22 protein-coding genes are annotated in these 23,743 nt (G+C 50.4%); 11 read left to right on the top strand and 11 right to left on the bottom strand.

Annotated elements, in window-relative coordinates; translation table 11 throughout:
- Nucleotides 1–115: 115 nt before the first annotated feature.
- Nucleotides 116–2,227, bottom strand: a complete 2,112-nt coding sequence (recG, locus tag FPG75_RS02625) for an ATP-dependent DNA helicase RecG (protein ID WP_143305001.1) — start codon at nucleotides 2,225–2,227, stop codon at nucleotides 116–118.
- A 92-nt stretch (nucleotides 2,228–2,319) separates the two neighbouring features.
- On the bottom strand, nucleotides 2,320–3,645 hold the full coding sequence (locus FPG75_RS02620) for a citrate (Si)-synthase, eukaryotic (protein ID WP_143305000.1): 1,326 nt from the start codon (nucleotides 3,643–3,645) through the stop codon (nucleotides 2,320–2,322).
- 358 nt (nucleotides 3,646–4,003) lie between these two features.
- On the opposite strand from FPG75_RS02620, the gene FPG75_RS02615 reads away from it, so the two are divergent.
- Nucleotides 4,004–4,864, top strand: coding sequence for a sugar phosphate isomerase/epimerase family protein (locus FPG75_RS02615; RefSeq protein ID WP_143304999.1), 861 nt, complete (start codon nucleotides 4,004–4,006; stop codon nucleotides 4,862–4,864).
- A 30-nt stretch (nucleotides 4,865–4,894) separates the two neighbouring features.
- On the top strand, nucleotides 4,895–6,259 hold the full coding sequence (locus FPG75_RS02610) for a Gfo/Idh/MocA family protein (RefSeq protein WP_143304998.1): 1,365 nt from the start codon (nucleotides 4,895–4,897) through the stop codon (nucleotides 6,257–6,259).
- A 128-nt stretch (nucleotides 6,260–6,387) separates the two neighbouring features.
- On the opposite strand, the gene FPG75_RS02605 is transcribed toward FPG75_RS02610, so the two are convergent.
- Both FPG75_RS02605 and tgt read right to left on the bottom strand, forming a co-directional pair.
- Nucleotides 6,388–7,467: an LptF/LptG family permease gene (locus tag FPG75_RS02605; RefSeq protein WP_143304997.1), complete on the bottom strand. Its 1,080-nt coding sequence runs from the start codon at nucleotides 7,465–7,467 to the stop codon at nucleotides 6,388–6,390.
- 39 nt (nucleotides 7,468–7,506) lie between these two features.
- Entirely contained in the window at nucleotides 7,507–8,637 is a 1,131-nt protein-coding gene (gene tgt, locus FPG75_RS02600) for a tRNA guanosine(34) transglycosylase Tgt (protein ID WP_143304996.1), read from the bottom strand.
- A 165-nt stretch (nucleotides 8,638–8,802) separates the two neighbouring features.
- On the opposite strand from tgt, the gene FPG75_RS02595 reads away from it, so the two are divergent.
- On the top strand, nucleotides 8,803–9,939 hold the full coding sequence (locus FPG75_RS02595; protein ID WP_143304995.1) for a glycosyltransferase: 1,137 nt from the start codon (nucleotides 8,803–8,805) through the stop codon (nucleotides 9,937–9,939).
- 33 nt (nucleotides 9,940–9,972) lie between these two features.
- Complete coding sequence (gene rsmG / locus FPG75_RS02590) at nucleotides 9,973–10,602, top strand: 16S rRNA (guanine(527)-N(7))-methyltransferase RsmG (protein ID WP_143304994.1); 630 nt, start codon at nucleotides 9,973–9,975, stop codon at nucleotides 10,600–10,602.
- Here rsmG and FPG75_RS02585 read toward each other — a convergent pair.
- Nucleotides 10,599–11,477, bottom strand: coding sequence for a cation diffusion facilitator family transporter (locus tag FPG75_RS02585; protein WP_143304993.1), 879 nt, complete (start codon nucleotides 11,475–11,477; stop codon nucleotides 10,599–10,601). The genes rsmG and FPG75_RS02585 overlap by 4 nt on opposite strands.
- A 90-nt stretch (nucleotides 11,478–11,567) precedes the next feature.
- Between FPG75_RS02585 and FPG75_RS02580 the strand changes: the two genes are divergently transcribed.
- The 4 genes from FPG75_RS02580 to FPG75_RS02565 all read left to right on the top strand — a co-directional run bounded on the left by FPG75_RS02580 (nucleotide 11,568) and on the right by FPG75_RS02565 (nucleotide 13,467).
- Entirely contained in the window at nucleotides 11,568–12,167 is a 600-nt protein-coding gene (locus FPG75_RS02580) for an RNA polymerase sigma factor (protein ID WP_236652707.1), read from the top strand.
- Nucleotides 12,168–12,172: 5 nt separating this feature from the next.
- Nucleotides 12,173–12,601 carry a hypothetical protein gene (locus tag FPG75_RS02575; RefSeq protein WP_201747871.1) on the top strand — a complete coding sequence of 143 codons (429 nt, stop codon included), beginning with the start codon at nucleotides 12,173–12,175 and terminating at the stop codon, nucleotides 12,599–12,601.
- Between the two features lie 11 nt (nucleotides 12,602–12,612).
- Nucleotides 12,613–12,822 (top strand): hypothetical protein, encoded by a 210-nt coding sequence (locus FPG75_RS02570; protein WP_143304992.1) that lies wholly within the window; start codon nucleotides 12,613–12,615, stop codon nucleotides 12,820–12,822.
- A 78-nt stretch (nucleotides 12,823–12,900) separates the two neighbouring features.
- On the top strand, nucleotides 12,901–13,467 hold the full coding sequence (locus FPG75_RS02565; RefSeq protein ID WP_143304991.1) for a DinB family protein: 567 nt from the start codon (nucleotides 12,901–12,903) through the stop codon (nucleotides 13,465–13,467).
- Nucleotides 13,468–13,601: 134 nt separating this feature from the next.
- Here FPG75_RS02565 and FPG75_RS02560 read toward each other — a convergent pair whose 3' ends face one another.
- From FPG75_RS02560 to FPG75_RS02535, 6 genes are all read right to left on the bottom strand, one after another.
- Nucleotides 13,602–15,491, bottom strand: coding sequence for a M1 family metallopeptidase (locus FPG75_RS02560; RefSeq protein WP_143304990.1), 1,890 nt, complete (start codon nucleotides 15,489–15,491; stop codon nucleotides 13,602–13,604).
- A gap of 58 nt (nucleotides 15,492–15,549) precedes the next feature.
- Nucleotides 15,550–16,611 (bottom strand): winged helix DNA-binding domain-containing protein, encoded by a 1,062-nt coding sequence (locus FPG75_RS02555; protein WP_143304989.1) that lies wholly within the window; start codon nucleotides 16,609–16,611, stop codon nucleotides 15,550–15,552.
- Nucleotides 16,612–16,691: 80 nt separating this feature from the next.
- The gene (rsmI, locus tag FPG75_RS02550; RefSeq protein WP_143304988.1) at nucleotides 16,692–17,360 is read right to left on the bottom strand and encodes a 16S rRNA (cytidine(1402)-2'-O)-methyltransferase; all 669 of its coding nucleotides are present in this window, start codon (nucleotides 17,358–17,360) and stop codon (nucleotides 16,692–16,694) included.
- Between the two features lie 54 nt (nucleotides 17,361–17,414).
- The gene (gene purS / locus FPG75_RS02545; protein WP_143304987.1) at nucleotides 17,415–17,660 is read right to left on the bottom strand and encodes a phosphoribosylformylglycinamidine synthase subunit PurS; all 246 of its coding nucleotides are present in this window, start codon (nucleotides 17,658–17,660) and stop codon (nucleotides 17,415–17,417) included.
- A 57-nt stretch (nucleotides 17,661–17,717) separates the two neighbouring features.
- Nucleotides 17,718–18,488 carry a CDP-alcohol phosphatidyltransferase family protein gene (locus FPG75_RS02540; RefSeq protein WP_143304986.1) on the bottom strand — a complete coding sequence of 257 codons (771 nt, stop codon included), beginning with the start codon at nucleotides 18,486–18,488 and terminating at the stop codon, nucleotides 17,718–17,720.
- Between the two features lie 123 nt (nucleotides 18,489–18,611).
- Entirely contained in the window at nucleotides 18,612–19,901 is a 1,290-nt protein-coding gene (locus FPG75_RS02535) for an aminopeptidase P N-terminal domain-containing protein (RefSeq protein ID WP_143304985.1), read from the bottom strand.
- Nucleotides 19,902–20,229: 328 nt separating this feature from the next.
- Between FPG75_RS02535 and pckA the strand changes: the two genes are divergently transcribed.
- The 3 genes from pckA (at nucleotide 20,230) to FPG75_RS02520 (ending at nucleotide 23,636) form a co-directional block, all read left to right on the top strand.
- Nucleotides 20,230–21,831: a phosphoenolpyruvate carboxykinase (ATP) gene (gene pckA / locus FPG75_RS02530; protein ID WP_143304984.1), complete on the top strand. Its 1,602-nt coding sequence runs from the start codon at nucleotides 20,230–20,232 to the stop codon at nucleotides 21,829–21,831.
- A 251-nt stretch (nucleotides 21,832–22,082) separates the two neighbouring features.
- On the top strand, nucleotides 22,083–22,970 hold the full coding sequence (gene folD / locus FPG75_RS02525; protein WP_143304983.1) for a bifunctional methylenetetrahydrofolate dehydrogenase/methenyltetrahydrofolate cyclohydrolase FolD: 888 nt from the start codon (nucleotides 22,083–22,085) through the stop codon (nucleotides 22,968–22,970).
- 39 nt (nucleotides 22,971–23,009) lie between these two features.
- The gene (locus tag FPG75_RS02520; protein WP_236652706.1) at nucleotides 23,010–23,636 is read left to right on the top strand and encodes a 7-carboxy-7-deazaguanine synthase QueE; all 627 of its coding nucleotides are present in this window, start codon (nucleotides 23,010–23,012) and stop codon (nucleotides 23,634–23,636) included.
- Nucleotides 23,637–23,743: the final 107 nt, after the last annotated feature.

The following is a 23,743-nucleotide window of genomic DNA, read 5'->3' as shown; positions in this document are numbered from 1 at the left end:
ACTAATATACTATTTAATTAAACGTAGAAGCCAGTTAAATTGTTACGGTTGTTGAAGACTGGCAAGCGTTTATACTAAATCTTTGACCTGAACAATTAATAAACGTTAAAAGCGGTCAGGAAATTTTGCTCCATACAGATTTACTTCGCTGGGAAGCCAGAAAATCTTTCAGGCCCTGATGCTGGGGAAGGAGGAGGTCTGTATCTTCCTGCAATATCTTTTCAGCGCTGTTACGGGCCGCATCCAGGATGGGTTTGTCCTGGAGGATATCCGCCAGTTTGAAGTCGAGCACCCCGCTTTGACGGGTGCCTTCAATATCTCCCGGGCCACGGAGTTCCATATCTTTTTCAGAGATGATAAAACCGTTGTTGGTTTGTACCATTACGTTGATGCGTTCTTTGGAATCCTGGCTCAGTTTATTGCCGGTCATGAGGATGCAGAATGATTGCTCTGCGCCGCGGCCTACACGGCCCCGGAGCTGATGCAGCTGCGACAGCCCGAAACGTTCGGTGCTTTCTATCACCATCACGGAAGCATTGGGTACGTTCACGCCTACTTCAATCACGGTGGTGGCCACCATGATATTGGTATCGCCGCTCACAAAGCGTTGCATGTTGGTTTCGCGCTGCTCTGCAGGCTGGCGGCCGTGCACCATGCTGATGTAATATTGCGGCTCGGGGAAAAAGGCTTTCACTTCTTCATATCCTTTCATCAGGTTTTCATAGTCGAGCTTTTCCGAGTCTTCGATAAGCGGGTATACGATATAGGCCTGCCGGCCTTTTTTGATCTCTTCTTTGATAAAGTCCATCACCTGCGGGCGCTGAAACTCCGTGCGATGCACGGTGGTAATGGGTTTGCGGCCCGGCGGCATTTCATCGATCACGGATACGTCGAGGTCGCCATAGATAGTCATGGCCAGCGTACGCGGGATCGGGGTGGCCGTCATCACGAGGATATGGGGCGGGATATCATTTTTTTCCCATAGGCGTGCCCGTTGTGCTACCCCGAAGCGGTGCTGCTCATCCACGATGGCGAGGCCCAGGTTTTTAAAGGTCACTTCTTTTTCGAGTAAGGCGTGGGTGCCTACGAGCAGGTGAATGCTGCCGTCGGCTGCGCCGGCGAGGATCTGTTTGCGCGCCTTGCCTTTTACGCTGCCGGTGAGCAATGCCACCTGCACGTCCATATCGGACAGCAATTCGGAGATGCCTTTGAAATGTTGTTGTGATAATATTTCCGTGGGCGCCATCAATACCGCCTGGAAACCGTTGTCGATGGCCAGCAGTGCGGAAAGCAAGGCTACCATGGTTTTGCCGCTGCCTACGTCTCCTTGCAGGAGGCGGTTCATCTGCTTGCCGTTCATCGTGTCCTGGCGGATTTCTTTCAGCACGCGCTTTTGCGCGCCGGTAAGAGAAAAGGGCAGATGATGATTGTAAAAATTATTGAAATGTTCGCCCACCGCGCCAAATACATATCCGTGGGAAAGCTTGTGGCGCCTGATTTTCAGGCGGCATATCCGGATCTGTGCAATGAACAGTTCTTCAAATTTGAGGCGGCGCTGCGCCAGCCTGGCCTCCTCTTCGTTGCCGGGCAAATGTATCTTGAAAAAGGCGAGCGAGCGCGGCATGAGGCGGTATTGCTGCAAAACATCCAGCGGGATATTTTCGCGTATCTCTGCGGGCGACAGCTGTTCCAGCAGGTTCTTGGTCAGTTTTCCTATAGCCTTTGCCGTTAGTCCGCGCGCTTTCAGTTTTTCGGTAGTATAATATACCGGTTCGAGGAATGGCTTGCCTGTGGCAATATCTTCTGTGAGGAGGTCCATCTCCGGGTGCGCCAGCTGCGCGATACCGTTGAATACGGATATGCGGCCAAATACGAGGTAGGCCACATTTTCGCGTAAGGATTTCTGCATCCACTGCCATCCCTGGAACCATACGAGATCGATCACGCCGCTTTCATCTTTGAAAGTGGCTACCAGGCGCTTGCCGCGGTTCTCTCCCACTACTTCCATGCGGATGATCTTCCCGCGTATCTGTACAAAATCTTCATATCCGCTTAAGGAAGATATCTTGTCGATCCGTGATCTGTCTACATAACGGAAAGGAAAATATTGCAGCAGATCGCCGAAGGTGTGTACACCGATCTCTTTGCGCAGGAGTTCTCCCCGCTGCGGACCTACGCCCTTCAGGTATTCTATCGGATTGGATAATATGGCAGTGAAAGTGGAGATAGCCTTATTTTTTTTCGAATCACAAAAATAAAAAAGGCAAATGGTAAAAATTCACCATCTGCCTTTTAATATAAAAAACAATTATAACACTACTATTCAGCGGACACTTCCACTTTACCTTCCACGAACATCTTCATCCATTCAGTGGTCACGGATTTAGGTCTTTCCAGGGAAAGGCCGAGCGCTCTGTCCCAGCAGAGGGAAGCGAGTACGCCCAATGCGCGGGATACACCAAACAGCACGGTGTAGAATTCATATTCCACGAGGCCGTAGTGTACTAACAAAGCGCCGGAATGTGCGTCAACGTTAGGCCATGGGTTTTTCACTTTACCGAGTTCCTGTAAGATGGGTGGAACGGTATCATACACCATCCATACGATCCTGACCAGTTCATCATTGGGCAGGTGTTTCTTCGCAAATTCCATTTGTGCGGAGAAGCGGGGATCTGTTTTACGCAGTACGGCGTGGCCGTAGCCTGGTACTACTTTGCCATCTGCCAATGTTTTGCGTACATATGCAGCGATCTGGTCTTTGGTAGGCATGCCACCACCCAGTTCTTCACGCATGTTGAGTATCCATTTGATCACTTCCTGGTTGGCGAGGCCGTGCAGCGGGCCTGCGAGACCGTTCATACCAGCGGCGAAAGACAGATAGGCATCGCTGAGGGCAGAACCTACCAGGTGTGTCGTGTGTGCGCTCACGTTACCACCTTCGTGGTCGGCGTGGATCACCATGTAGAGTCGCATCAGCTCTTTGAAACCTTCATCGGAATAGCCGAGCATATGTGCGAAGTTACCGGCCCAATCGAGCATGCCGTTGGGCTGGATATGATCGCCACCCTTGTATTTGCGGCGATAGATGTATGCAGCGATACGGGGCAGGCGTGCAATGAGGTTCATGGTATCCTCATAGGTATTGCTCCAGTAATCTTTTTTATTCATGCCATCAGCATATGCTTTGGCAAAGGAAGATTCAGTTTGCAGTGCCATGATACCTACGGTAAACATGGTCATGGGGTGGGTATTGATCGGCAACGCTTCGATGGCGTCGAACACGTGGTTGGGTACATGTGAACGGCGGCCCCACATGCTGGAAAGATATTGTACATCTGCTTCAGTGGGCAGCTCGCCAATCAGCATCAGGTAGAAAAGCCCTTCTGGCAGCGGTTCTGCACCACCTGGCGCTTTGGGTAATGCCTCTCTCAGCTCCGGAATGGAATAACCGCGGAAACGGATACCCTCATTGGCATCCAGCAGGGAAGTTTCAGTAACCAGCCCTGTAATACCGCGCATGCCCTGGTACACCTGGGCAATCGTCACATCGTCAATTTTCGTGTTGCCGTGATTCTTCAACAGGTCTTTCACTTCAGCGTTTAATTCATCCGCCTTAACCTTGAATTTTTCTTTTATGTACCCCATTTTACTGCTAGTGTTTATATAATGATAACAAAATCGTCAATTGTCAAAAGTAATGATTTGTTAACGAAGTTACCACCATTTCGTGTTATTTAATGGCAAATTAACAGCGGAAAGAAGACCTTCCGGGATGTTTTTTTATCTGCAAAAAATCTATATAAATAGATAAAAATCATACAGATAAAAATAACAAATAACATCACTATATCTAATGTTAAAGAATTGAAAAATTTTTCAGAATGGATTGAAAATATTGAAAGAAGAGAAGCGCAATAGTACCATTCTTCCCTGAAATTTTGTTTTTCTGAAACGAGGTACTATCTTAAAACAGTTCCGCGTTGCTATAAACAATTCCAATGTTATGAAAATCAGGTTGTTATTATTAATTACATGCCTTTTTCACCCGCTTTTGCAATCGAAAGCACAAACACCATTGCCCGCTATCGGCATCTGCACCTCATTTTCGAACGACAGTCTCGCCGCGGCCAAAGGATTTGCCTTCCTCGAAGAATCGGCCAGGAAAATATTGGCGCCCTCCATGAACGAAAACGATTTTGCCGAAGAAGTAAAAGCATTGCGCCTGGCAAAGTGTAAAGTAGTTAGCTGCAATGGCTTCATCCCCGGGCATATCAAAATTGCCGGCGCCGGCGTAAACGAAACCACCGTACTGGGATATGTAGACTCCGTAATGCAAAAGGCCAAAGCCGCCGGTATACAACTGATCGTGCTCGGCAGCGGCGACGCCCGCCGCCTGCCGGAAGGCGCCGATAAAAAACAAGCCACCCTCCAGTTCATCACGCTATGCCGCAAGATGGCCCAAATTGCCGCCAGGTATAACATCGTCATCGCCATGGAAAACCTGAACAGCACAGAAACGAATTTTATCAACACGCTCGACGAAGCCATTAACATCGTGCAGGCTATTGATCATCCTAATTTCAAATTAACAGCTGATATCTACCATATGCTGAAAGAGCGCGAATCGCCCGCCAGCATTGAGAAAGCAAAAGGTATCCTCGTGCATTGCCACATTGCAGAAAGAGATAAACGCACCGCACCCGGCACAGCAGGCGATGATTTCAGGCCCTATTTTGCAGCCCTGCATCGTATCGGTTTTACCGGCCACATCATGATGGAATGCCGTTGGGATAACCCGGCCAGCGATTACCGGCCAGCGCTCGACTACCTGCAAGGCCAGCTAAAAGAAGCATGGAAAAACTAATCTGTTTAAAACAGCAAAACTCCTTACCATATGTCTGAATCAAAAAAAACAAGGCGGGAATTCCTGCAACAATCTCTGCTGGCAGGAGCAGGCATCACCCTGAGCGCGATGGGCATGCCGGCCAGCAGCTATGCACGCATCATGGGCGCTAACGACCGCGTAAACGTAGGCCTCGTGGGCTTCTCCGACCGCGCCCGCCAGGCGCTGATGCCGGCTTTTTTCAACAATAACAAGGAACTCAATTTCGACCTGATAGCGGTATCCGATATCTGGAACCGCAGAAGAGAAGAAGGAAAAGCATTCCTGCAACAGAAGACAGGACACGATGTACAGGCCTGCGTGAATAACGATGAGTTATACAAGATCAAACATCTCGATGCCGTATTCATTGCCTCGGCCGATTTTCAGCATGCCTACCATACCATCGAGGCAGTGAAACACAATTGCGATGTATACAGCGAAAAGCCTTTCGCAGAAACAATGGAAGAAGCCAGGAATGCGCTCAAAGCAGTGAAGCAATCCGGCCGCATCATGCAGGTAGGTACGCAGCGCCGCAGCGGCCCGAGCTATCATGCCGCCGCCGATTTTATCCAGCAGGGCAAGTTCGGCCCTATCACCATGGTGGAAATGACCTGGAACGTAAACCAGCCGGGACGCTGGCGCCGACCGGACCTTGTAAAGAGCATCCGCGAATCTGACACCGACTGGAAACGCTTTCTGGCAGGGCGTCCGCAGGATACCTGGGATCCACGTAAATACCTGGAGTTCCGTCTTTTCTGGCCTTACTCCTCCGGCATTTTTGGTCAGTGGATGACGCACCAGATCGATACCGTACACTGGTTCAGCGGCCTGAAACACCCGCGCAGCGCGGTAGCCAACGGTGGCATCTATATGTGGAAAGATGGTCGCAAAAACGCCGATACCCTCACCGCCGTTTTCGACTATGGCCCGGAAAATGACCCCAGCAGCGGTTTCCAGGTGATGTACAGCAGCCGTTTTCATAACTCGGCCGGCGGCACCAAAGAAGTATATTACTCTAATGGCGGTACGATCGATATGTCTACCAACACGATCAGCCCCACTGGCGGCCTTACAGAAGGAGAAGCCAAAGAAATGGGCATGCACGCCAACCTGCTGCCGAGCATCACGCTCAGCAACGCCGCCGCAGCCAACACCAGCGCCAATACCGGCGGTGATGCGCTGACGAACGCACACGTTCGCAACTGGATGTCGTGTGTGCGTGACCGTAAGCAGCCCAACGCACCCATTGAAGCAGCCTATTCGCATTCTATCGCATTGATCATGGGAAATGCGGCCTACCGCACCGGCATGAAAGCCACGTTTGATGAGCAAACGCAGGAAGTGATGGTTGGAGGGAAAGTATTTACGTTGTGATTTGATAAAAATATCGATAATTACGAATTGCGAATTAAGAATTACGGCTTTATGGGGAGATCACATAATCTCCCCATAAAGCCGTAATTCTTAATTCGCAATTCGTAATTATCGATATTTTTATCAAATCATTTCGGCGCACGCCGGTATAACCAAAATGCCAGTCCGCCAAAAATAAAGTTCGGTATCCACACGGCCAGCAAGGGATTCAGGTCGGCCTTTACAGAAAATACGGTAGCAAATTGCAGCGCAATGATATAGCTCGCGCTGATCACAATGCCCAGAGCCAGGTGCAAGCCACTGCCGCCTCTCACCTTCTTGGCCGCAATGATGCCGCCAATCAGCGTTAGCACCACTACTGCCGCAGCAGCAGCGGTACGGCGATAATATTCCACCCAATAGGTATTAAGGCCTTCGGCCCCGCGGATAGCTTCGCGCTTGATATAGCGGCGCAAATCCGGCGTGGTCATTGCCTCCTGCAGGTTCTTTTCTTCTACTAGGTCTTTGGGAACCAACGGTATCTTCAACATCGAGTCCTGACGGCTGCTCCAGGATTCTTTCAAACTATCCATGCGGCGGACAGACACATAATCCAGCCGCCATACCTTCGCCACAGAATCCCAGGTTACACGATCGGCCTTCAGCTTCATCTTCAGTTGCTGGCCCTGCACACGTTCCAGCACAAAGCCGCTGCCGCTCATATAATTCGGATCGTAAGTGCCAAAGGTCACATACGTGAAACTGTCGATGCGCGTGGTACGGTCGAACTGCGATGTTTGCGCATCATGGCTGTGCAGGTATTTGTTTTCAAATGAAGTGCGGATACGGTTCGCATTAGGCACCACCCAATAGTTGGCCAGCCACAGCACCGCGCCGAAGAGCAGCGCGCCATACCAGTACGGACGCAGGAAACGGCGGAAACTCACGCCGGCAGCGAGGATGGCGATGATCTCCGAACGGTACGCCATCTTGGACGTAAAAAATATAACAGAAAGAAATATGAACAGCGGGAAGAGTAAAGCCAGGATATGCGGGATAAAGCCGAAGTAGTAATCTACTACGATCTCACGCAGCGACAAGTGATTCTTCATGAAATCGTCCACCTTCTCCGTGATATCAATCACCACAGAGATGAGCAGGAAGATCATCAACGAGTAGATGAAAGTGCCTATCAGCTTGCGTAAAATATACCAGTCTATTTTAGTCATGAACCCAAAGATATTAGTTTATTGGTTTATTTGTGCTGACTACAGGCGTGTTTTCAATTGTTGTATGATACCGGGCTTCCAGCTTGCAAAGGTACCTGCCAGTATTTGTTTGCGCGCTTCCTTCACCAGTTCCAGGTAGAAGGCCAGGTTGTGGATACTGGCTAATGTCATGCCCAATATTTCACCGGCCACAAAAAGGTGGCGCAGGTAGGCTTTGGTGTAATCCCTGGTGGCAAAGCATTCGCTGCGTTCATCAATGGGAGTGAAATCGGTCGCCCATTTTTTATTGCGGATGTTGATCACGCCGTTCCAGGTGAAGAGCATGCCGTTGCGGCCATTGCGGGTGGGCATTACACAATCGAACATATCCACGCCGAGGGCGATGTTTTCGATGATGTTCCAGGGAGTGCCTACGCCCATGAGGTAGCGGGGCTTATCTTTCGGAAGGATATCGCATACGAGTCCGCACATTTCATACATATCGGGTTCGGGTTCTCCTACGCTCAATCCGCCGATGGCGTTGCCGGCGCAGTTGCGCGATGCAATAAATTCCGCAGAGGCTGCCCGCAGGTCTTTGTAGGTACTGCCTTGTACGATGGGAAACAGCGTTTGTTCGTGACCGTAGGCCGGTTGGGTATCTTTCAGGCGCTGGATGCAGCGATCGAGCCAGCGGTGCGTCAGGTCCATCGACTTGCGGGCATAGCGGTATTCAGAAGGATAGGGCGGGCATTCATCGAAAGCCATAATGATGTCGGCGCCGATGGTGCGTTGAATATCCATCACATTTTCAGGAGTGAAGAGATGGCGGGAGCCATCGATGTGCGACTGGAATACTACACCTTCTTCCTTGATCTTGCGGTTGGCCGCCAGTGAAAACACCTGGTAGCCGCCACTGTCGGTAAGAATGGGCCTGTCCCAGCCATTGAACTGATGCAGCCCGCCGGCTTTGGACAATACTTCCAGTCCGGGCCGCAGGTACAGGTGATAGGTATTGCCCAGGATGATCTGCGCCTGCACGGCTTCGCGCAGCTGCTCCTGTGTAACGGCTTTCACGCTGCCTACTGTGCCCACCGGCATAAAGATCGGGGTTTCAATATCTCCGTGAGCAGTGCTGATCTTGCCTGCCCTGGCATTGCTGCCGTTATCTGTAGTTATCAGTTCAAAATTCACAAGCGTTCATTTCAGCCCGCAAAGATACCGGGTATTTATGAATTTAGGGATTTACGGATTTTGGGATTGTATAGATGTTTTGTTGTTTGAGCATTTAGAATTTACAAATTCATAAATGCTTAAATTTTTTATAGATAACAAAAATATTATATTTTTGCTGGCATTATGCTTGACCACCTGGGTGAAATTGCCTTATACTTTTTTGCTGCCGTAGCGGGGATTCAGATCATATATTTCCTGTTTATCTTTTCCCGGGTAGCTTTCTATCGTCGTAAGTTCGACCTGGATCATGCGCCGCAAGGGCTTTTTTCAGTGATCATCTGTGCCAAGGACGAGGAACTGAATCTGCAACGCAACCTTCCCGGCGTGTTGCAGCAACGGTATCATAATCATCTTACACCGGAATACGAAGTGATAGTTGTAAATGATAATTCGGAAGATGATACGCGGTATTACCTGCGTTCCATCGAGCCGGGTTATCCGCATTATCGTCACATCGAAATCAAGCAGCCAGCCAAGTTCATTCCCGGGAAAAAATATCCTTTGTCTATCGGCCTGAAGGGCGCACAATATGATTATGTATTGCTCACCGATGCCGATTGCAAGCCTGGCAGCACCTACTGGCTCTCCCTCATGAGCCAGGGCTTCACCGAAAATAAAGAGATCGTACTGGGCTACGGCGCTTATTTCAAGAAGCCGGGCTTCCTCAATAAAGTGATCCGCTACGAAACCTTTTTCAGCGCCCTCCAACACCTGAGCTTTGCCATGAGCGGCATGCCTTACATGGGCGTGGGCCGCAACCTGGCGTATAAAAAGGAATTGTTCTTCCGTCATAAAGGCTTCACGAGCCATCAGCATATTGCCAGCGGCGATGATGACCTGTTCGTAAACACAGCGGCTACACGAAAAAATGTAGGCGTGGTGATCAACAAAAATGCATTCACCTACTCCGAGCCCAAAGGCAGCTGGAGCAGCTGGTTCCGCCAGAAAACGCGCCACATGTCTACCGGCAAGCATTACCGCTTCGGCCACAAATTTGTGCTGGGGCTGTTCTCCTTAACGCATTTTCTTTTCTACCCTGCATTCATCTTCGCTTTATTCTTCCCCCCTCCTATCCTCTGGTATGTGCTGGGCATCTTCGGCGCTAAAGTGCTGATACAGTCTGTGATCACCTATGCCGCCATGCGCAAGCTCGATGAGAGCGACCTGTTCAAGTTCAGCTGGCTGATGGATATCCTCATGTTCCTGTATTATCTCACGCTGGCGCCGGCATTATTCTTCCGCTCCAAAAACCGGTGGTAGCCGCTTTTATCGACTATTCACTATTTTTGCCGCATGGAGATCATTTTAAAATATTTCAGCGATTTCACACCGGAGCAGCTGTCGCATTTCGAAGCCCTGAAAGGCTTGTACACAGAGTGGAATGAAAAGATCAACGTTATTTCCCGCAAGGATATTGACGCGCTGTACGAAAAACATGTGCTGCATTCGCTGAGCATCGCTGCCATAGCGGATTTCGCGCCAGGCACCCAGATACTCGACCTGGGCACTGGCGGCGGGTTTCCCGGTGTTCCGCTGGCCATTTTTTTCCCTGAAGTAAAGTTTCACCTGGTAGATTCTATCGGTAAAAAGATAAAAGTAGTGGAAGGCGTAGCCGAAGCCCTCGGCCTGAAAAACGTGACCACGGCCCATAGCCGCGTGGAAGATATCAAGAACCGCAAGTTCGATATCGTGGTATCACGCGCGGTAGCGCCCCTGAAAGATCTCTGGCGCTGGAGCAAACCGGTACTGAAAAAATCACAGACGCCGGGCAAACAATTTGAAAAAGGATTGATCTGTTTAAAAGGCGGCGACCTGGCGCAGGAAATATCCGAGAGCGGCGTAAAGCCCCGTCTGATCGACATTTACGACATCTTCCCCGAAGAAAGTTTCAAAGAGAAATTTATTGTGATGGCCAAAAGCTAACAGCTGGTTTCCAGTGTTACATGCCGGATGCCCAGGTGTTCCAGCTCATGACGCAGTTCGTGCTTGAGCTCGTCCACAGCGGGTGCATCGAGTGCTGCATCTACTATAACCTGCGCGGTGAGCGCATTTTCAGTGGTGCTCATGGCCCAGATGTGGATATGATAGATATCTTTTACGCCAGGAATGGCCATAGCGGCCGCTTTCACGGCATCTACGCTGATGCCCGGCGGCACGCCATCCAACGATAGCCGGAGGCTGTCGCGCAGCAGGTCCCAGGTGCCATATACGATGATCACCATTACCCCGAGGCTGATCAGCGGATCTACCCAGTACCATTTCGTATATACGATCACGATACCCGCCACTACGGTACCCAGCGATACCAGGGCATCTGCGAGCAGGTGCAGGTAGGCGCCTTTCACATTGAGGTCTTTTTCTTTGTCTTTGAAGAACAACCAGGCCGAAATACCGTTTATCAAAATACCGACGCCGGCTACCAGCGCGATGATGCCTCCCTGCACAGGATGCGGCGCTGTAAAGCGGCGCACAGCCTCGTAGCCGATGCCGCCCACCACGATCATCAGCAGCATGGCATTGAGAAGGGAAATAAGAATGGTACTTTTGCGGTAGCCATAGGTATAACGTGGGCCAGGTTTCACACGGGCCAGCCGGAAGGCCAGCAACGACAGCGCCAGACTGGCCACATCACTGAGATTGTGGCCGGCATCCGATAACAGGGCCAGTGAATGGGTCATGAAACCCGCCACAAATTCGGCGGCCACAAAAGCAAGGTTCAGGGCAATCCCCCAGATAAAGGCCCGGTTCACGGTATCTCCCTGTAATGCAGGCGTATGGCTGTGCGCATGATCGTGCATGAGTATGTTTTCTATCTTCCTAATTTAACGACGAATTTTTTTTCTGCATAATTAAAATATCCATCCTCCTGCTTCGTCATCCTTATTACGATGAAACAGTTGGTCCTTACAAATACACTGATGGCCCAGGAGCAAAACGAGCGGATACAGGCTACGGTAAAGCAGGAGCGCAAACGCTTGCTCCACTTTATCCGGCAACGCGTGAGCAATTCATCGGACGCGGAGGATATCCTGCAGGATGTACTGTACCAGTTTACAGAATACCTGCGGCTGGGCACCCAGATAGATTCCATTACAGGCTGGCTTTTCGCCGTTACCCGTAACAGGATCACCGACTGGTTCCGCAAAAAGAAAGAGACACCTTTTACAGAATTTGTACGGGAAGTGGAGGGAGAAGAAGTACTGTTCCTGCCCGAACTGCTGGCAGATACTACCATGGAAGCCGATACGCCCATGATGCGCAAATTCGCATCAGACGCCATTATGGAGGCGATCGACGAACTGCCGCAAGAACAAAAACAGGTTTTCTTACAGCATGAACTGGAAGGAAAATCATTTAAACAGATGAGTGAAGAAACAGGCGTCAGCGTAAATACGCTGCTATCGCGGAAACGCTATGCTGTGTTATATCTGCGGGAAAGACTGGCAGATCTGTACGAGGAATTTTTAGATAACGGATCAAATCATTAAACAATATGAGAAGAGAATTCAGGAGGGGAGGCGGCATGAACCCCGCAAAAAAAATCGGACTGGTCATCATGGGGCTGCTGTTCTTTGCAGCTGTGATCTTTGTGACCATGTCGCTCTGGAACTGGCTGATACCGGAACTTTTTCACGGCCCGGTGATCACCTACTGGCAAGCCCTCGGCCTGCTGATATTAGGTAAACTGCTCTTTGGCTGGCATGGCCACCATGGCGGATGGGGCGGATGGCGCCGGCGTCGTGAATGGAAAGAAAGGCTGCGCGAACGCATGGCCGATATGACGCCGGAACAACGCGAACAGATCAAAGAACGCCTCCGCGAATGCTGGGGCTCGCGTTACGACCGCCGCCGGCGCTATGATTTCTTTAACGAGGAAGACGACCGCCCGGGCGAAAAGGAAGCCGGGCCTTCAGAAAAATAAAACCGCGATTTATGATAGGTATTTTCAAAACCAATATCGGCAGCCAGCAGGAAAGGGAACATGTTATCCGTGAGATCGCATCTCACTTTCCTGTTGGTCCCTGCCATGTTGATCTCGACGACTGCGACAAAGTACTCCGCATCGCCGACCTGGAAGTAGCAGAAGAAACTATCATTGACTTTGTAAAGACCCGGGGATTTTACTGCGAAGTATTGGAATAAGCCTCCCCTTGGCCGGTTCAGCAAACTGGCGTAACTTGAGGGAGTATCTTTTTACGGAAACCGCTAAATCATATTCCTATGTACCTGCACAAGCATGAGATCATATCTCTACTCAATAAAACATTCGACGACTACATCGGGTTTGTAAATACCTTACCTGATCATCGCTTCACTGCTTCACCTTATGGCAAATGGTCGGCAGGCCAGCAATTGGATCACCTCACCAAATCAGTGAGGCCGGTGAGCAGCGCGCTCGGCTTTCCAAAAATAATGTTGCGTTATTTCGGATGGCATAACGGCGCCTCCCGCACGTATGACACATTGGTAGCGCAGTATGAAACTATTCTTGCGCGGGGCGCCAAGTCTACCAAGGCTTACCTGCCGGGCGTTGTGTACGGCGCGCAGCGGCCTGCATTGGTACAAAGTTTCCTGGCGCAAAAAGTGAAGCTCGCCGCCAAAGTACGCCACTGGTCTGAGAAAGACCTGGACCGCTATCGCCTGCCGCATCCATTGATGGGCAAGCTTACCGTCCGTGAAATGCTGTACTTCACCGCCTATCACAATCAGCATCACCTCGAAAAATTACGTGATCAGGAATTGCATGCACATACCTGGGAAAACCAGCTGCAACAGCTGATTTTTTAATTTCACACTAGCGGTGTTATATAAATCTTTCGCCCCTACGGGGCGATATGTTGGTAGATGCAATGCCTGCTACCAATATACCGCCCCGTAGGGGCGAAAGATTTATACAACAATAAGGTTCGTAATTCGTCTTTTTATTGTGAAACCGCTTTGTTATTGCTGCGGTCTATATCCGCCAAACGCTGACTGGGATCAATTTCCAGCACTTTGATATCTGATAAAGGTGTGTTCACTTCCACTTCGTAAGTAGGATGCGTCCAGTACCAGTAAGGCAATACAACACGCTTCATGGCAGGGTATTCATTCGGTTTCTGACCATACATGATCGATAGCGGGATGTAATACATCGTTTGCTGGCCGTTTTTGTCTGTTACAACAAAATCAATAGGCATGGGCATCTGGCCGATGCGGCGCAGGCGTACAATGGTTTTATTGCCTTTGTCGTACACGCTGTCGATGCCGTAATCGATATGCTTGGTGGTGCTGATGAAATATTCTTTATACCAATCCAGTTCGATATTGCTTTCTTTTTCCATCACGCGCACAAAATCATTGGCGTTAGGATGTTTGAAGCGCCATTCGCGATAGTAGCGTAACAGGCCGCTGTCGCGGTTTTCAGCACCAATGACGTAACCCATCTGCTCCAGGAATACAGCGCCTTTGCGATAGGCATTGTTGCTATAACCATAGTTGGTATTGTAGTGATCGGCGTGCGTAGTGGCCGGTTCTTCAAAAGGGCTTCTGGCCAGAGCAAAATATCCGCCATAGGTACCTTCATGCGCGAAGCCGCCTTTCAGAGAATCGAGGGTGTTGGCGAGTACATTGTCTTCCGCGAAGGTGGTGAAACCTTCGTCCATCCAGGGATACAGGCTTTCATTGGTGCCGAGCATGCCCTGGTACCAGCTGTGCATCCATTCATGCATGGCTACGCCATAGAGGCCATCAGGTTTTCCATTGCCGAGGATGAGTGTGGCCATCGGGTATTCCATGCCGCCATCGCCACCTTGAATGAAAGAATATTGTTTGTAAGGATAGGCGCCGTAATGTTTTTTGATATAGGCGTAGGCGGTAGGTATGCGCTTGGCGAGCATTGGCCAGCTTACGCGGGTGAGATCATTTTCGATGTAGAAGAAATGCGCAGTGAAGCCATCCACTTGTTGTGTGATGTGTTTGTATTCAGGATCAGCGGCCCACACGAAATCGTGCACATTGGGTGCAATAAAATGCCAGGTAAGGTTATCGCCACTGGGCACAGGTACTTTGGTACCGGGCTTTTCATAACCATGGCCGATCTGATCAGGGTTCTGCAAATAGCCGCTGGCAGCGATCGTATATTTTTTATCCATGGTGATCTTCACATCATAATCTCCCCATACGCCATAAAATTCACGTGCGATATAAGGCGTAGCATGCCAGCCTTCGTAATCATATTCGCACATCTTTGGATACCACTGCGCCATGGAGAAGTCCACTCCTTCTGCATTGTGGCGGCCGCTACGGCGTATCTGTACTGGTACCTGCGCTTCAAATTCCAGGTCGAATACAGTTTTGGCATGCGGCAGGATGGGCTTGTCCAGCGGCACTTCCAGGATGGTTTCGATTACGTTGAATGATTGCGGTTTGCCATCACGTTTCAGCGAAAGTATTTTCTGGTAGCCTATTTCATCAGGCTTCAGTTTGGAGATGCGGTCGCGCACGCGGTTGTCCCAGTCTACCCGCGGATTCCCTTTTGCATCTTTGCTCAGTACCACTTTCCCGAGTTCGCGGCTGCGTACGTCCATCATGCTGTTCGGCTGAAACGCGTTCCAGTAGAGATGATAGAATACTTTTTTGAGTGTGTCCGGTGAGTTATTGTAATATTCGAGGTGTTGGGTACCAGTGAATTTATTGGCAGGTGCGTCCACCTTCACGTCCATCGAATACTTTACGCGCTGCTGCCAGCGGTCTGATTGTGCATGTAGTTGTAACCAGCTGCCGGCCAGCATCGTCAAGGCCAGGCAACTTCCTAATACCGGTTGCTTCATTCCGTAAAAATTTGATTCAGACAGCTAAAATAATAATTACAGCGGAGTATGCAGCAGCTTATTGTTCTACGGTGATGCTTTTGAGAGCGGTTTGCAGGTAGGCGGCATATGCCTGAGCGGCGGCTTCAAAGGCGCTATGCTGGCTTTTCTTCAAGGCTTTGAAAGGGCTGAGCGCTATGGATACATTGTTTTTGCCGAGTGTCCGCTTCCAGGTGCCGAGCACTTTCCCTTGCTGCACCATCACTGCTTTGAAGATGCCGTTGACGGTAAATACATCGCGGTTGCGGGCGGGTTCCAGTACGGCGCTGCGGTCTTTATAACCGAGGATAAATTCATCAAATGGCGGCAGCAACAGGGTATGCGAGCTGCCTTGCTGTGCAGCTGTTTCGGGCGACATCCAATAATCCTGAAAGGCTACCAGCTGATGTTTCACTGCTTCCACTGCTTTCCGGGCTTCGGTGAGGGTGAGGCCGCTCCACCCGCTGAAATCGGCCACCGTAGCAGGCCCGCGGCTGGTAAAATACCGGAGTGCCAGTTGCGCTAACGCCTCCTCACGGTGTAATACCGGCGCTGCGGCACACCATTCGTCCAGCAGAGCATAGGAGAACTGTTTACCACACATAGGGCCGTGGCATATCTCGCCTTCCAGGGAAGCGCGTAATAAAGTGTATTGTACGCGGTGTTCGCTGAGGTGTATACCTTTCTGATCCAGCAGTTCGGTGATCTCCTTGCGTGTGAGGTGCTGATTACCCTGCATGGCTTTGGTGATAATCTTCAGGCATTTTTTATGCAGACTTTCATCAATATCATACGTTCTGGCCAAACCCTTGAAAAGCTGTGCGCTACGGGTTTTGAGCAGGTCCACAAGCCAGCGTATATCCATTGGCGTTACCAGGTGCAGGGTACCGCGGAAAGCCCAGGTGCGGATGATCTCTCCCTTATTCACGGCTTCATCTACTGCCTGTTCGGTAAGGCCGGGCACACGTATGCCCACGGCATGTTTACTGCCGTAGAAGTCCTGCGCCTGCAGGGCGCCCATGTAAGTAACCACGTCCTGCGGACGTTTGAAAGCTGGATGAATGAGCCCTTGCGCGTGTAGCCGTAATTGTCCGATGTCCATAGTAAGCAATGATTGATGATACAAAACAACAACCCCGGGTTGACAACCCTATGTCAGGAGGAAAGAAAATTTTTTTGTGATCAGGCGGCGCCCTGTACTACCACTACTATTTCGCCTTTCACGCCCTTTTCTTTGAAGTAGTCGTGCACCTCCTGTAAGGTACCACGTTTATTTTCTTCAAACATTTTGGTGAGTTCGCGGCTAACGCAGCAGGGGCGGTCGGGGCCGAAATACTGGATGAGATCTTCTAATGTTTTCACGAGGCGCATCGGGGATTCATAGAAAACGATGGCGCGTTCTTCGGTGGCCAGTTGTGTAAACAGGGTATGGCGGCCTTTTTTGAGGGGCAGGAACCCTTCAAATACGAACCTGTTCATAGGGATGCCGCTATTGACCAGCGCCGGAACAAAGGCGGTGGCGCCGGGCAGGCATTCTACCGGTACGCCGGCACGGATGCATTCGCGAACAAGCAGGAAGCCGGGATCAGAAACACCGGGCGTGCCGGCATCGGTGAGCAGGGCCATTACCTTGCCGCCTTGTAATTGTTGCAGCAGGTGCTGCACTACCTTATGTTCATTATGCTGATGATAGGGCGTAATGGGTTTGTTGATCTGGTAGTGCTTCAGCAGCACGCTGGAAGTACGGGTATCTTCCGCCAGTATCAGTTCCGCGTCCTCCAGTACTTTCACAGCCCTGTAGGTGATATCGGCGAGGTTGCCGATCGGAGATGGAACAATGTATAATTTCATTCAGAGAAAAATTACAGGAGCTTGCCTGGGCATGCTCCTGTACTTTTAGCTGTATTATTGTATGTGTACTTCAAAAAATTCCATTACCTGGTTAGCTAACAGCTTCTGGCAGGCATTTTCAGCGATCTGCTGCGCTTCTTCCTTGCTGGCCGCTTCGATCTGGAGGGTAATGTGTTTGCCGATGCGTACATCATGTACCTGGCCCATGCCAAGGTTCTTGAGACCACTCATCACCGCCTTGCCTTGCGGGTCCAGTAATTCCTTCAGTGGCATCACATTGATATGTGCAGTAAAAGTCATTGTGCTAAAAATTTTGCCGCAAACCTACATTAAAAATTACGAATTACGAAGGATGACTTACACATTTACCGTGATTTTTGGCGGGAAGAACAAAGACAACAACACATAACAGAGGAAGATAAAAGGCACGGTGGCGTAGTTCAGGAACGGGATCGCTGCCAGCGTAAGCACTACCAGCAATAGTCTTGTCCAGTTGGCCTTGAGCGATTTTTCCTTCACTTTCAGGCTGAGCATCGGTATTTCAGCCACCATCAGGTAACAGAGCGCGGCGATGATGCCATAGAGCACCCAGATATTCTGTAAATATTTAGCCAGGTGGTAGGGATTGTAGAGCATGATCAGCGGGAAAGAAGCTACCAGCAAGCCTACGGCCGGTGTGGGCACCCCGATGAAATTTTCCGATTGCCGGGCATCGATATTGAACTTGGCGAGGCGGTAAGCGGCGAAACAGGGCACCAGCAAGGCCGGCGCGAGGTTCACTACAGATACGTCAAACACATCGGGCTGCTGGAAATAAGCGCTGCGCAGCAGGCGGTAGAGGATCATGCCGGGTACTACGCCGAAGGTGACTACATCGGCAAGCGAGTCGAGTTCCTTGCCCATAGGCGATTGCACGCGAAGCAGGCGCGCTGCCAGGCCATCGAAGAAATCAAAAATGGCTGCCAGCACTACCAGCGCAGAGGCCCAATATACCGGCTCCGGGCTGATGATCGTATAATCGGTACCGTTAAAGTCAGCGCGGTATTCAGGTGCATGCAGCACACAGATAATCGCCAGCGCGCCGCAAAAGAGATTACATAGGGTAAGAATGTTGGGAATTTGTCGCATCCGTTTTATTTGTGATCTAAGAACGCAAAATAGTTGAAAATAATTACGAATTACGAATTAAGAATTACGGCCCGCGTAGCAGATCTGCTACGCGGGCCGTAATTCTTAATTCGTAATTCGTAATTATTTCATGAGCGCTTCTATCTCATCCGCGGTGACAGGGATGTTCTTCATCAGGTCTACATTGCCGGCGGCAGTGAGCCAGATGTTGTTTTCGATACGCACACCCAAGTGTTCTTCTTCAATGTAGATGCCCGGTTCGATGGTCATTACAGCGCCTTCAGGGATGGGGCGGTGGAAAGAAGGACCGAGATCATGTACATCCACACCAAGATGGTGGGAGATGCCATGATACAGGTATTTGCGGTAGGCGCGGTTTTCCGGATCTTCATTTTTGATGTCCGCTTCGGTGATGAGGCCGAGCTTCACAAATTCCTTGCTGGCTTCATCGCCCACCATATCGTGATATTTGGCGATGTTGATACCCGGGCGCAGGATGGATTTGGCATAGTTATGCAGGTGCAGGCAGGCATCATATACCTGGCGCTGGCGGGCGCTGAACTTGCCGTTAACAGGTACGGTACGGGTAAGGTCAGCATTGTAGCCGCCGTATTCCGCGCCGAAGTCCATCAATATCAGTTCTCCATCTTTACATTCCTGGTTATTGGATACGTAGTGCAGCGTACGCGCGCGGTCGCCGGAAGCGATGATAGAGCCATAAGCCTCGCCGCCAGAGCGGTTGCGCAGGAACTCGTGCAAAATCTCTGCGTGTATTTCATGTTCCCAGACGCCTGGTTTGATGAATTTGAGCAGGCGGCGGAAAGCTTTTTCAGTAATGTCCATCGCCGTCTGCATTACTTTTATTTCCTCCGGTGTTTTCACGGCGCGCAGTTCTTTGAAGATGGTGGCGGCGCGGAGGTAGTTGTGCAGCGGGTAACGCAGCTTCAGCTCCTGTGCATAACGGTAGTCGCGTACCGGTACCAGGTTGGCTTTGCGGTTGTTCTCGTTACTGTTGAGATAGATGTTGGTGGCTTCGTTGATCCATTGCTGGAGCAGCGCATCGAGGGCATCGAGCCATACAACGGTAGCCATACCGGAAACGGCATAGGCTTCATCTTTGCGGAGGCGGTGGCCATCCCATTTTTCTTTCAGTTCGTTAGGACGTACCAGTACCAGTACTTCCCGGTATTTTGGATCGGGATTGTCCGGATACAGGATCACCATGGTATCTTCCTGGTCGATGCCTGTAAGCCAGTACAGGTCCGAGTTCTGTTTGAACTTGTACAATGCGTCGCCATTGGTGGGCAGTTCATCGTTTGAATTGATAATGGCTATTGACTGCGGCTGCATTTTGGCCACAAAACGCTCGCGGTTCTTGATGAACAGCTGCGGGTCCAGAGGCAGATTCTTCATATCTCTTCTAAATTTCAAATGAGGGTTCAAACCTATGGAAAATTTTAATACCACAGGGCTGCTACCCCTCCGGAATGGCAAATTGGTTAATATCTGCGGGGTTGTGCTGCAAAATCGTACTAATATTCACTTCCCATTACTTAATGTTATATTCACACATTTTGTGTTTGAAAATCGTATAAGGAAATCGATAGTCATTGAAGATATCGCAATAATTGCTGCACAACAAACAGATATTGTCTAAATTTTGGCGGTGTAACACCGATAAAATTAGACGATATCAAAAAATCCCTAGTTTTGCTTTTACACCAAAACAATCTTGCTTTTTATGCAAATGAGTAGCGTAAGGAATCCTGTTGCTGACTTACGGGAATTAGGCATAGAGAACGCGTCAAATGTTTACTATCAGCTTTCACCGGAAAGACTGGTTCAACAAACTGTAGAAAGAAACCAGGGCGTATTGTCAGACACCGGCGCACTGGCGGTAAACACAGGCGAATTCACCGGCCGTTCTCCCAAAGACAAATTTATCGTTAAAGACGCGATCACTGCCGACACCGTCAACTGGAATGATTTCAACATTCCCTTCTCTTCAGAAAACTTTGACCGCTTATACAAAAAGATCACTGCTTACTTTACCGGGAAAGACGTGTGGGTGCGCGATTGCTTCGCCTGCGCCGATACCGATTTTCGTATAGGCATCAAAGTGATCACCGAACTGCCCTGGTCAAACCTGTTTGCTTATAACATGTTCCTCCGCCCTAGCGAGGATGAACTGGAATACATGCATACAGACTGGACCGTGATACAGGCGCCCGGCTTCCTTGCCGATCCTGCGGTAGACGGCACCCGCCAGCATAACTTCGCCGTAGTGAACTTCTCCAAAAAGATCATCATCATCGGCGGTACCGCCTACACCGGCGAAATCAAGAAAGGCATCTTCACCATCCTGAACTTTGTTCTCCCTCATAATAAACATGTATTGAGCATGCACTGCTCCGCCAACCAGGGCGACGACGGCGATACCGCGGTGTTCTTTGGCCTGAGCGGCACCGGCAAAACCACGCTGAGCGCAGATCCTGCACGCAAGCTCATCGGCGACGATGAACACGGCTGGACCTCCACCGGCGTCTTCAACTTCGAAGGCGGCTGCTATGCAAAATGTATCGACCTCAGCGAAGAAAAAGAACCACAGATATTCCGCGCAGTACGCGAAGGCGCACTGCTGGAAAACATCACCTTCTTCCCCGGCACCAATACTGTCAACTATGCTGACAAGAGCATCACGGAAAATACCCGCGTCTCTTATCCGCTTACGTACATCGACAATGCGCTGGAACCTTCTGTAGGCGCCATTCCGAAGAATATCTTCTTCCTCACCTGCGATGCTTACGGCGTACTGCCGCCTGTTTCCAGGCTCTCTCCCGGACAGGCCATGTACCAGTTTATTTCGGGGTATACCGCTAAAGTAGCGGGCACCGAAGCAGGTGTTACCGAGCCGAAATCCACCTTCAGCGCATGTTTCGGCGCACCTTTCCTGCCGCTGCATCCTGCAAAATATGCACAGATGCTAGGTGAAAAGATGCGCGCGCACCGCGTGAACGTTTGGCTGATCAACACCGGCTGGACTGGTGGCGCCTATGGTGTGGGTAACCGTATCAAGTTATCCTATACCCGCGCCATGATCGCCGCCGCGCTGCATGGCCAGCTGGATCATGTGCCCTACCGCATTGCGCCGGTGTTCGGTTTCACCGTACCGGAAAGCTGCCCGGGCGTTCCTGCGGAAATCCTTGACCCACGCAACACCTGGGCCGACAAAGCCGCATACGATGCGAAAGCCAGGGACCTTGCGGCACAGTTCATCAAAAACTTCGAGAAATATGTATCAGCTGCCGACGCAGAAATTTTGGCGGCTGCTCCGAAAATTTAGTATATCTTGTAAAAGTGATCACCAGCAATTGAGAAGTCGCCGCGCGCACCTTCACCCACTGGTCTTTGTTTGCCTTGTAATTTCCACACATTTACGGTTCGATATTGGCTTCGTGCCACGCAACACAGGTTCCCTTCCGGGGAGCCTGTTTTGCAGAACCAGACAAGGTTCCCGCTCCTTCTTCCCTCCCGTCTCAAAATACCCGCCCTGAAATCTTTGGATGCGCAAAGCTATTTTGCTTACCTTTGCACATGCAAATTTTAGACGGTAAACTAGTTTCTGGGGCTATCAGAGCCCAATTAGCCACGCAGGTGGCTGAATTAAAGGCCGCCGGTAAAAAAGTACCTCACCTGGCAGCAATCCTGGTTGGTAATGATCCTGCCAGCGAAACCTACGTGGCTTCCAAAGTTAAAACCTGCGCCGAATGCGGGTATAACTCTACCCTCCTCCGTTTCGACGCACAGATCTCCGAAAAACATCTTCTTGATCAGATCACACTGCTCAATGAAAATGCGGATATCGACGGCATCCTGGTGCAACTGCCTTTACCCAAACATATCAACGAGGAACTGGTGATCAACACCATCGATCCAAGTAAAGACGTAGATGGTTTCCACCCGATGAACGTAGGTAAGATGGTAAGCGGCCTGCCCGCCTTCATCCCTGCCACGCCATACGGTATCATGCTGATGCTGGAACATTATAACATCCCTACCCAGGGCAAACACGCCGTGGTAATAGGTCGCAGCCATATCGTAGGCACACCGGTGAGCATCCTGCTGAGCCGCAACACCTACCCTGGCAACTGCACCGTTACCCTCACTCACTCCCGCACCGCCAACCTCGCGGAGATCTGCCGTCAGGCCGATATCATCATTGCCGCCATCGGCAAACCGAATTTCGTGACAGCGGACATGGTGAAAGAAGGCGCCGTAATCGTGGATGTAGGCGTGAACCGTATTGAAGATGCCTCCAAAAAGAGCGGCTTCAGACTCGTTGGCGACGTGAAGTTCGATGAAGTAGCACCGAAATGCAGCTTCATCTCCCCGGTACCTGGTGGCGTAGGACCTATGACCATCGCGGCTTTGCTGAAGAACACCTACCACGCCGCTATCGGTCAGAAAGGTAGTATGAACTAATGTAAGTCCGGGAAAAACCGGACCTTTGTGAAATAGAACATGTCTGTAATTACAACAAATATCAACATCGGTACCCTGCCGGTGATGGAGCAATTCTACACCATACAGGGAGAAGGCTACCATCAGGGCAGGGCTGCTTACTTCATCCGTCTTGGCGGTTGCGATGTAGGCTGCCATTGGTGTGATGTGAAAGATAGCTGGGATGCCAGCAAACACCCACAGCTGCCCATCAATGATATCGTGCAGGAGGCAGCACAACACCCGGGCCGCATCGCGGTGATCACCGGCGGAGAACCGCTGCTGCACAACCTCGACGCCCTCACCAAAGCCTTGCACAAACAAGGATTCCATACCCATATGGAAACATCCGGCTCCTCTCCGCTCAGCGGCAGCTGGGACTGGATCACGCTCTCTCCCAAAAAGTTCAAAGCGCCCCTGCCCGAAATATGCAAGGCCGCACATGAACTCAAAGTAGTCATCTTCAACAAATCCGATTTCGCCTGGGCCGAAAAATACGCCGCCCTCGCCGGCAAGCACTGCAAACTCTACCTCCAACCCGAATGGGAACGCAGCGCCGAAATGACCCCGCTCATCATCGACTACATCAAAGACAATCCCCAATGGGAACTGTCGTTGCAGATACACAAGTATATACATGTACCATAGCGAAGGTTGTCTTACTCAGGATTATACTGATTGAAAGGATTACCAGGATTTTTTTCTCAGGATTTTTAAAGGATTCGCGAAGATCATATCGATTTGATCTTCGCGAA

The organism is Chitinophaga vietnamensis, from assembly GCF_902167635.1.
GTDB lineage: Bacteria > Bacteroidota > Bacteroidia > Chitinophagales > Chitinophagaceae > Chitinophaga > Chitinophaga vietnamensis.
Note: the sequence above shows the minus strand (reverse complement) of the source record. Positions and strands in the feature narration are given on the sequence as shown.

Excerpts from the sequence above, each read along its gene's own strand:
- FPG75_RS02620 (WP_143305000.1), bottom strand. The coding sequence starts at position 3,645 with ATGGGGTACATAAAAGAAAAATTCAAGGTTAAGGCGGATGAATTAAAC.
- FPG75_RS02615 (WP_143304999.1), top strand. The coding sequence starts at position 4,004 with ATGAAAATCAGGTTGTTATTATTAATTACATGCCTTTTTCACCCGCTT.
- FPG75_RS02610 (WP_143304998.1), top strand. The coding sequence starts at position 4,895 with ATGTCTGAATCAAAAAAAACAAGGCGGGAATTCCTGCAACAATCTCTG.
- FPG75_RS02605 (WP_143304997.1), bottom strand. The coding sequence starts at position 7,467 with ATGACTAAAATAGACTGGTATATTTTACGCAAGCTGATAGGCACTTTC.
- FPG75_RS02595 (WP_143304995.1), top strand. The coding sequence starts at position 8,803 with ATGCTTGACCACCTGGGTGAAATTGCCTTATACTTTTTTGCTGCCGTA.
- rsmG (WP_143304994.1), top strand. The coding sequence starts at position 9,973 with ATGGAGATCATTTTAAAATATTTCAGCGATTTCACACCGGAGCAGCTG.
- FPG75_RS02585 (WP_143304993.1), bottom strand. The coding sequence starts at position 11,477 with ATGCACGATCATGCGCACAGCCATACGCCTGCATTACAGGGAGATACC.
- FPG75_RS02580 (WP_236652707.1), top strand. The coding sequence starts at position 11,568 with ATGAAACAGTTGGTCCTTACAAATACACTGATGGCCCAGGAGCAAAAC.
- FPG75_RS02575 (WP_201747871.1), top strand. The coding sequence starts at position 12,173 with ATGAGAAGAGAATTCAGGAGGGGAGGCGGCATGAACCCCGCAAAAAAA.
- FPG75_RS02570 (WP_143304992.1), top strand. The coding sequence starts at position 12,613 with ATGATAGGTATTTTCAAAACCAATATCGGCAGCCAGCAGGAAAGGGAA.
- FPG75_RS02565 (WP_143304991.1), top strand. The coding sequence starts at position 12,901 with ATGTACCTGCACAAGCATGAGATCATATCTCTACTCAATAAAACATTC.
- FPG75_RS02560 (WP_143304990.1), bottom strand. The coding sequence starts at position 15,491 with ATGAAGCAACCGGTATTAGGAAGTTGCCTGGCCTTGACGATGCTGGCC.
- FPG75_RS02555 (WP_143304989.1), bottom strand. The coding sequence starts at position 16,611 with ATGGACATCGGACAATTACGGCTACACGCGCAAGGGCTCATTCATCCA.
- rsmI (WP_143304988.1), bottom strand. The coding sequence starts at position 17,360 with ATGAAATTATACATTGTTCCATCTCCGATCGGCAACCTCGCCGATATC.
- purS (WP_143304987.1), bottom strand. The coding sequence starts at position 17,660 with ATGACTTTTACTGCACATATCAATGTGATGCCACTGAAGGAATTACTG.
- FPG75_RS02540 (WP_143304986.1), bottom strand. The coding sequence starts at position 18,488 with ATGCGACAAATTCCCAACATTCTTACCCTATGTAATCTCTTTTGCGGC.
- FPG75_RS02535 (WP_143304985.1), bottom strand. The coding sequence starts at position 19,901 with ATGAAGAATCTGCCTCTGGACCCGCAGCTGTTCATCAAGAACCGCGAG.
- pckA (WP_143304984.1), top strand. The coding sequence starts at position 20,230 with ATGCAAATGAGTAGCGTAAGGAATCCTGTTGCTGACTTACGGGAATTA.
- folD (WP_143304983.1), top strand. The coding sequence starts at position 22,083 with ATGCAAATTTTAGACGGTAAACTAGTTTCTGGGGCTATCAGAGCCCAA.
- FPG75_RS02520 (WP_236652706.1), top strand. The coding sequence starts at position 23,010 with ATGTCTGTAATTACAACAAATATCAACATCGGTACCCTGCCGGTGATG.